The sequence below is a fragment of the Candidatus Rokuibacteriota bacterium genome (assembly GCA_030647435.1).
Taxonomy (GTDB): domain Bacteria; phylum Methylomirabilota; class Methylomirabilia; order Rokubacteriales; family CSP1-6; genus AR37.
The window spans coordinates 71676-77746 of the sequence record JAUSJX010000124.1 but is presented as its reverse complement, the minus strand read 5'-3'; the positions used below and the strand labels follow the sequence as shown (position 1 = coordinate 77746).

General features: G+C 69.5%; 9 protein-coding genes. 1 reads left to right on the top strand and 8 read right to left on the bottom strand.

Annotated features, from left to right (window positions below):
- A partial coding sequence (locus Q7W02_21640; protein MDO8478751.1) for a hypothetical protein occupies nucleotides 1-314 on the bottom strand: 314 nt, incomplete at its 3' end.
- Between the two features lie 3 nt (nucleotides 315-317).
- Here Q7W02_21640 and Q7W02_21635 point away from each other — a divergent pair.
- On the top strand, nucleotides 318-716 hold the full coding sequence (locus Q7W02_21635) for a DUF4149 domain-containing protein (protein ID MDO8478750.1): 399 nt from the start codon (nucleotides 318-320) through the stop codon (nucleotides 714-716).
- On the opposite strand, the gene Q7W02_21630 is transcribed toward Q7W02_21635, so the two are convergent.
- From Q7W02_21630 to Q7W02_21600, 7 genes are all read right to left on the bottom strand, one after another.
- Nucleotides 682-2178: a DUF4070 domain-containing protein gene (locus Q7W02_21630; GenBank protein ID MDO8478749.1), complete on the bottom strand. Its 1497-nt coding sequence runs from the start codon at nucleotides 2176-2178 to the stop codon at nucleotides 682-684. The two genes, Q7W02_21635 and Q7W02_21630, sit on opposite strands and share 35 nt — an antisense overlap.
- Nucleotides 2179-2251: 73 nt before the next feature.
- Complete coding sequence (locus Q7W02_21625) at nucleotides 2252-2485, bottom strand: hypothetical protein (GenBank protein ID MDO8478748.1); 234 nt, start codon at nucleotides 2483-2485, stop codon at nucleotides 2252-2254.
- 47 nt (nucleotides 2486-2532) lie between these two features.
- Nucleotides 2533-3060, bottom strand: coding sequence for a hemerythrin domain-containing protein (locus Q7W02_21620; protein ID MDO8478747.1), 528 nt, complete (start codon nucleotides 3058-3060; stop codon nucleotides 2533-2535).
- Nucleotides 3061-3071: 11 nt separating this feature from the next.
- Complete coding sequence (locus Q7W02_21615; GenBank protein MDO8478746.1) at nucleotides 3072-3923, bottom strand: amidohydrolase family protein; 852 nt, start codon at nucleotides 3921-3923, stop codon at nucleotides 3072-3074.
- A gap of 36 nt (nucleotides 3924-3959) precedes the next feature.
- Nucleotides 3960-4721 (bottom strand): glucose 1-dehydrogenase, encoded by a 762-nt coding sequence (locus Q7W02_21610; GenBank protein ID MDO8478745.1) that lies wholly within the window; start codon nucleotides 4719-4721, stop codon nucleotides 3960-3962.
- 410 nt (nucleotides 4722-5131) lie between these two features.
- Complete coding sequence (locus Q7W02_21605) at nucleotides 5132-5902, bottom strand: enoyl-CoA hydratase-related protein (protein ID MDO8478744.1); 771 nt, start codon at nucleotides 5900-5902, stop codon at nucleotides 5132-5134.
- Nucleotides 5899-6066, bottom strand: a complete 168-nt coding sequence (locus tag Q7W02_21600) for a hypothetical protein (GenBank protein ID MDO8478743.1) — start codon at nucleotides 6064-6066, stop codon at nucleotides 5899-5901. The genes Q7W02_21605 and Q7W02_21600 overlap by 4 nt, the downstream gene beginning before the upstream one ends.
- Nucleotides 6067-6071: the final 5 nt, after the last annotated feature.

Below are 6071 nucleotides of genomic sequence, written 5' to 3'. Positions count from 1 at the left end.
GCCCCCGCGCGGAGCGCGCCCGCCATCGCCGCGGAGGGCTCGAGGGCCGTCACGGCCTCGAGCCGCTGCGCGAGCGGCAGGGCCAGGGCCCCGAAGCCCGCGCCCACGTCGAGCGCGTCGCGGCAGCCGACGAGGGCAGGGCCGAGGGCGCCGAGGACGCGCGCCGCGTAGTCGCTCCGCTCGTTGGCGCGCTCGTACCAGGCCACCGTCCGCTCGGTCCAGAACTCCGCGCGGGCGCCGGCGGCGGGGCGGCCGCCGCGGCGCAGGGCCGTGCTATGCTCCCGGCGATGTCGCTCCTGCTCAGGTGGCTTCACGTCGTGGCGGCCATCACCTGGATCGGCGGCATGCTCTTCGTCGCCCTGGTCCTCGTGCCGGTGACGCGGCGCGAGGACCCGGCGCTCCGCGCGCGGCTCTTCCACGCCGTGGGGGTCCGCTTCCGGACGATCGGCTGGATCGCGCTCGGCCTGCTGGTGGCGACGGGGCTCGGCAATCTCTGGCTCAATCCCTATCTCCTGCGCCTGCCTCGCCTGCACTGGAAGCTCGGGCTCGTCGTCCTCGCGCTGGGTCTAGCCGTCGTGCACGACTTCGTGCTGGGGCCACGCGCCGGCAAGCCCGGCGCCGCCCCATCGGTCCGCGTCCGCGCCTCCTGGGTCGCGCGGATCAACGTGCTGGTCGTCCTCGTCATCGTCCTGCTCGGCCTGTCGCTGCTCCGATAGCCGGCTCGGACTCCCGCAGCTCCCGGATCAGCGCGTCCAGCCGCCTCGACGTCTCCCGCACGTACCCGTAGAAGTGCTTGTGCATGAGCGCCAGCGTCAGCGCCTGCCGCACGGCCCTCGGGCGCCGGCACGCCGTCTCGAGGAACATCGAGAGCGTGAGCCACGCGCGGCGCGGCGAGGTGCGCAGGACGCACGTCCAGCCGATACGGAGGAGGAGCCCCAGGTCCTCGCGCCTGGCGCGGGCCCGGGAGCTGAGGAGCGCGCCCCGGTTCAGGATGAGCGCCATCGACCGCCGGCGGTAGTTGCGGTAGGCGTAGAGACGGCGGAGCAGCCGCCGGTAGCCCTCGTAGAGCTCGAGTCGTGACATGCCGCCCGGCACGATGTTCGTGAACACGAACTGGTCTCCCACCGACTCGGCGATGAGCCGCCCGGCCTTCTTCAGGCGCGCGTGGAGCGGCGTCTTCGGCATCGCGTTCAGCATGCCCGTCATCGAGATCGGGATCCGGGCCTGCTGGATGAAGCGGAACTGCTCCTCGAAGATGGCCGGGTCGTCGCTGTCGAAGCCCACGATCATGCCCGCCATCACCTCGATGCCGGCGGCCTGGATGCGGTGGACGGCGGTGACCATGTCCTCCCGCGCGTTCTGCGCCTTGTTCGACTCCTGCAGGCTCGCCATGCGGGGGGATTCGATGCCCACGAAGAGCGTGGTGAAGCGGGCCCGCTTCATGAGGGCCAAGAGCTCGGGGTCCTGCGCGACGTTGAGGCTCACCTCGGTCATGAACTCGATGGGATAGCCGCGCGCCCGCTGCCAGTCACCGAGCGCTGTCAGGAGAGCCTTAGCCTCCTTCTTGTTGCCGATGAAGTTGTCGTCCACGACGAAGATATTTTTCGCGCCGAGGGCAAAGATCGCCTCCACCTCGGCCAGCACCTGGGCGACGGATTTGGTCCGCGGCCGGCGGCCGTACATCACGATGATGTCGCAGAACTCGCAGTTGTAGGGACAGCCGCGCGCGAACTGGATGGCCATGCTGCGGTAGCGGTTGACCTTCAAGAGATCGAAGCGCGGCAGCGGCGAGTCCAGCATGCTCGGTTTCTCGTCCTGGCGGTACTCCGGCTGCCATACCCCGGTCTCGAAATCCCGGACGAATTGCGGCCACGTGTACTCCGCCTCGCCGACGAAGAGCACGTCCACCCGGCCCCGCAGCTCCTCCGGGCAGAGCGTGGCGAACGGGCCGCCGGCCGCGACCAGCTTGCCGCGGCGCCGGAAGGCCTCCGCGATCTCGAAGATCCGGCGCGTGTGCACGGCGAAGCCGGTGATGCCGACCAGGTCCGCGTCGGTGTCGAAGTCGATCGGCTCCACGTTCTCGTCGCAGAGCACGACCTCGTGGCCGGCCGGCGTCAACCCCGCCACTGTCGGCAGGGCGAGAGAGGGAAAGGCGCAGCGCTTCCCGATGCTCGGCAAGACCCGGTCGAAAGTCCAGAACGACTCGGGGTTCTTCGGCGCGATCAGATAGATCTTCAGCTTGCCCTCCCCTTCACGGCAGCGAGGCCGCGGGTACCAGCCGGCTCCTGGCCCAGCGGCGATAGCCGGGGCAGTCCCGGTACCGCCCGGCGAAGCACAGTGATCCGAGCTGGTCCGGGGTCGGGACGCGCACCCGGCCATTGGGCAGGCGGCAGTAGACGGCAACCTGGAAACCGGCCCGCCCCTTGCTCGCCCCCGGCATGAGCAGCGGACAGCCTGCGTCCCTCTCTCGATCGTCTCGTTTCATCGCTCGTCCTCCCAATTCCGCCCTGGGTACAGTATGCGCCGCGTCCGTCAGCTGGCGAGGGCCGCCTGCAGCCGCTCCACCGCCGCCTCGGCGTGCGGGATCGAGGCGTCCCTGCCCTGCTCGGCCTCGACGGCGTCGAACTCGCGCTGGAGCGCCCGTTGCGCGGCGGCGTCGAGGACGGCGTCGGCCAGCGGGAAGAGCACCCCGTTCTCCTTTTCGATGTGCTCGCGGAGGAGCGCGACGTACTCGCGCGCCTTCGCCGCGCGGGCGGCGGGCTCGCCCGCCTCCATGGCGCGGACCAGGGCCCGGCCGCGCTGGTGCTCCTCGAGCATGACGTCGATGGGACCGCCGACCGAGGGCACGCCGGCCTTGACCATGGCCGGGAACAGGGAGGTCTCCTCCTTGGCGTGGTGATTCTTGTCGGCGAAGGCGCGCAGCCACGCGATGATCTCCGGCCACCACCCCTCGGGCAGCGGCCGCCCACCCGCCAGGCGAGCGGCGGCCGCCTCGAGCACGCCGAGGGCGCGCAGGATGACCCGGTGCTCCTCGCGGAGCACCTCCGTAGCAGTGGGCATAGAAGACCTCCTCAGATCTTGAACAGCTCCCGGGCGTTGTCGCGCAGAAGCTTCTGGCGCGCCTCGTCTCTCAGCCCCAGGCCGTCGACCTGGTCGAGGCTCTCCTTCCACGGCAGCCCGTTGGTGCCCCAGACCGCGCGGTCCTGGCCCATGCGGCTGCCGATGAAGTTGATGATCTCCGGCTTGAGGTACTTCGGCATCCACGCGTCCACGCCGAACCAGACGTTGTCCCACTTGTAGCAGACGCTGATCAGCTCCTCGACCCACGGCCAGCCGGTGTGCGCGCCCAGGATCCGGAGGGTCGGGAAGTCCGAGGCGATCTGGTCCAGGTACATGGGGCGGCCGTGCTCGCTCGGCATGGACTCAAGCACGTGCCCGACCTGCATGGACACGGGCACGTCGAGCTCCGCGCACTTGGCGTAGAGCGGGTACATCTTCTTGTCGTGCAGCGGGATGTCGAAGCCGTAGATGTGGACATACACGCCCTTGAAATTGTACTTCTTCACGGCCAGCTCGATCTCGGTCAGGCTCTCCTTGATGCGGAAGGGATTGTAGCCGGCGAGGCCCACGAAGCGGTCCGGGTACTTCTCCGTGTACTGGGTCACCTCCTCGAGGGACGTGTCCATGTACATCCACTTGTTCCAGTACGACCACATCTTGGTCTGGGTGATGAAGACCTTCTCGACGCCCGCCTCGTCCATCTTGCCGAGCATGGTCGGGATCGAGTCGAACTGCGGCAGGCTGCCGATAGCGCGCTCCATCCGGCAGATCAGCTCGCCCTTCTTGGCGTCGGTCCACTTACCGATGAACTCCGGTGTCGCCACGTAGTACATGATGTCGAGCGCCTTGGGTCGCGGGGTCATGGCAGGCTCCTTGTCGTTGTTCCGGTTAGGCCCCAATTAGGCCATTGTCAGGCCGCCGCTCACGCTGAGCGTCTGGCCGGTGACGAAGTCGGCAGCGGGCGAGGCCAGGTAGACGACGGCCCCGGCGATGTCCTCGGGCTGGCCCACGCGCCCGAGCGGGATGGCGCGGGTAACGGCCTCGATGACTTTCTCGGTCTTGGGCGACTGCTCGCGGATGCTCTGGAGCAGCGGCGTCTCGGTCAGGCCCGGGCAGACCACGTTGACCGTGATCTTGTGGCGGGCCATCTCGCGGGCCAGGGTCTTCGAAAACGCGATGATCGCGCCCTTGGTGCCCGCGTAGACCGCCTCGCCCGTCGAGCCCGCCCGCCCGGCGTCGGAGGCGATGCTGATGACCTTGCCCTGGCCGCGCGCGACCATGGAGGGCAGCGCCGCCTTGCAGACGTAGAGCATGCCCTTGAAGTTGATCGCGATGATCTTGTCCCAGGTCTCCTCTTCGCTGTCGAGGAACATCTCCATCCGGTCCCACCCGGCGTTGTTGACCAGGATGTCGATCTGGCCGAACTGGGCGAGGGTATCGGCGATCGCCCGATCCACCTGCACGCGCTTCGTCAGGTCGGCCGGGAGCGCCAGCGCCTTGACGCCCGTGGCCTCGATCTCGCCCGCCACAGCAGCGGCGTTGTCGGCCAGGATGTCCAGCACAGCGACCTGTGCGCCTTCCTGGCTGAGCCCCAGCGCGATGGCCCTGCCGATGCCGCGGCCGCCGCCGGTGACGAGCGCCGTCTTGCCTCGAAGCTTCATGACGTTCTCCTCCTCGTTCTCTAGCGTACGTTACTCATGAACGCCCTGTCCGCGTTCTCGCCGCCCCCTCACCCTACCCTCTCCCCCTTCGGGGGCGAGGAACCGGCACGCCGCCCCCTCATCTACTCAGCCCTCGCCGCGCGGCTGAGCCGCTCAGCTCGAACTGCGGCCCTCTGCCCCTCCGGGGGCGAGGGAACCGAAACGTCTCCCTCTCACCTTGCCCTCTCCCGCTCCGGGGGGAACCGAAACGCCGCCCCCTCACCCTGCCCTCTCCTCCTCCGGGGGCGAGGGAACCCTACGCCTCCCTCTCCGCTCCTCCCCTCCGGGGCCGAGGGAACCGAGGTCTCCCTCTCCCTCGGAGAGGGAGAGGGTTGGGGTGAGGGTGGCGCTGTCTTCACGCATAATCCGGGCTAGCGGTTGACCCAGACGGGCTTGCGCTTCTCTGCGAAGGCCTTGAGCCCCTCGTGGGCGTCCTCGGTCGCCATCAGCTCGTGCTGGTAGAGATCCTCGAGCCGGCTCAGCGCGATCTCGAACGGCGCCCCGGCCGCCTCGCGGACGGCGCGCTTGGTCAGGCGCAGCACGGCGGCGCTCTGGGCGGTGAAACGCGCGATCTCCGCCTCGACCGTCTCGGCAAGCTTGTCTGGCGGCGCCACGCGATCCACGAGGCCGATCCGCAGCGCCTCGGCGGCGCCGATGACCTGGCCGGAAAGCAGGAGCTGGAGCGCGCGCTGCGCCCCGACGCGCACCGGATAGTGCAGCGCCGCGATGGGCGGGAAGACGCCGACCTTGATCTCGGGCTGGCCGAGCGTGGCGCTCTCGGAGGCGACGACGAGGTCGCAGAAGGTCGCGAGCTCCGCCCCGCCCCCGAGCGCCGCGCCCTGCACCGCGGCCACCGTGACGCAGTCGAGCGCGTGCAGCCGGCGGAATATGCCGTGGAACGCCTCGAGCATGGGCTTGATCCTGTCGCCCATGTGGTCCTCGACGTCGACGCCGGCCGAGAACGCCTTGCCCTGGGCCTCGAGCAGAACGCACTTGAGCCCGGGGCGCTCGGCGACCGCGTCGAGAGCGTCGTTGAGCTCCTCCATCATCGGGATGGTCATGATGTTGAGCGGCGGCCGCGCGAGCGTCAACCTCGCGACCGTCCCGTCCCAGGCGCGCCCGATGAGCCCTGACGCGCTCACGGCGCCCACCCGCAGACGATGACGGGCTCGCCGCAGACTCGGCAGAAGATGGAGTCCTGGGGCGTGCGCGCGGCGCCACAGACCTGGCAGTTAACCAGGGCCTCAGCCGGATCCTGGGCACGCGTCCGGGTGTCGCGGTCGGTTGTGGCGGCAGGCTGGGTCATGGCTT

Bases quoted from the DNA above. Each gene is read 5' to 3' on its own strand.
- Q7W02_21625 (MDO8478748.1), bottom strand. From the start codon at position 2,485: ATGAAACGAGACGATCGAGAGAGGGACGCAGGCTGTCCGCTGCTCATG.
- Q7W02_21620 (MDO8478747.1), bottom strand. From the start codon at position 3,060: ATGCCCACTGCTACGGAGGTGCTCCGCGAGGAGCACCGGGTCATCCTG.
- Q7W02_21615 (MDO8478746.1), bottom strand. From the start codon at position 3,923: ATGACCCCGCGACCCAAGGCGCTCGACATCATGTACTACGTGGCGACA.
- Q7W02_21610 (MDO8478745.1), bottom strand. From the start codon at position 4,721: ATGAAGCTTCGAGGCAAGACGGCGCTCGTCACCGGCGGCGGCCGCGGC.
- Q7W02_21600 (MDO8478743.1), bottom strand. From the start codon at position 6,066: ATGACCCAGCCTGCCGCCACAACCGACCGCGACACCCGGACGCGTGCC.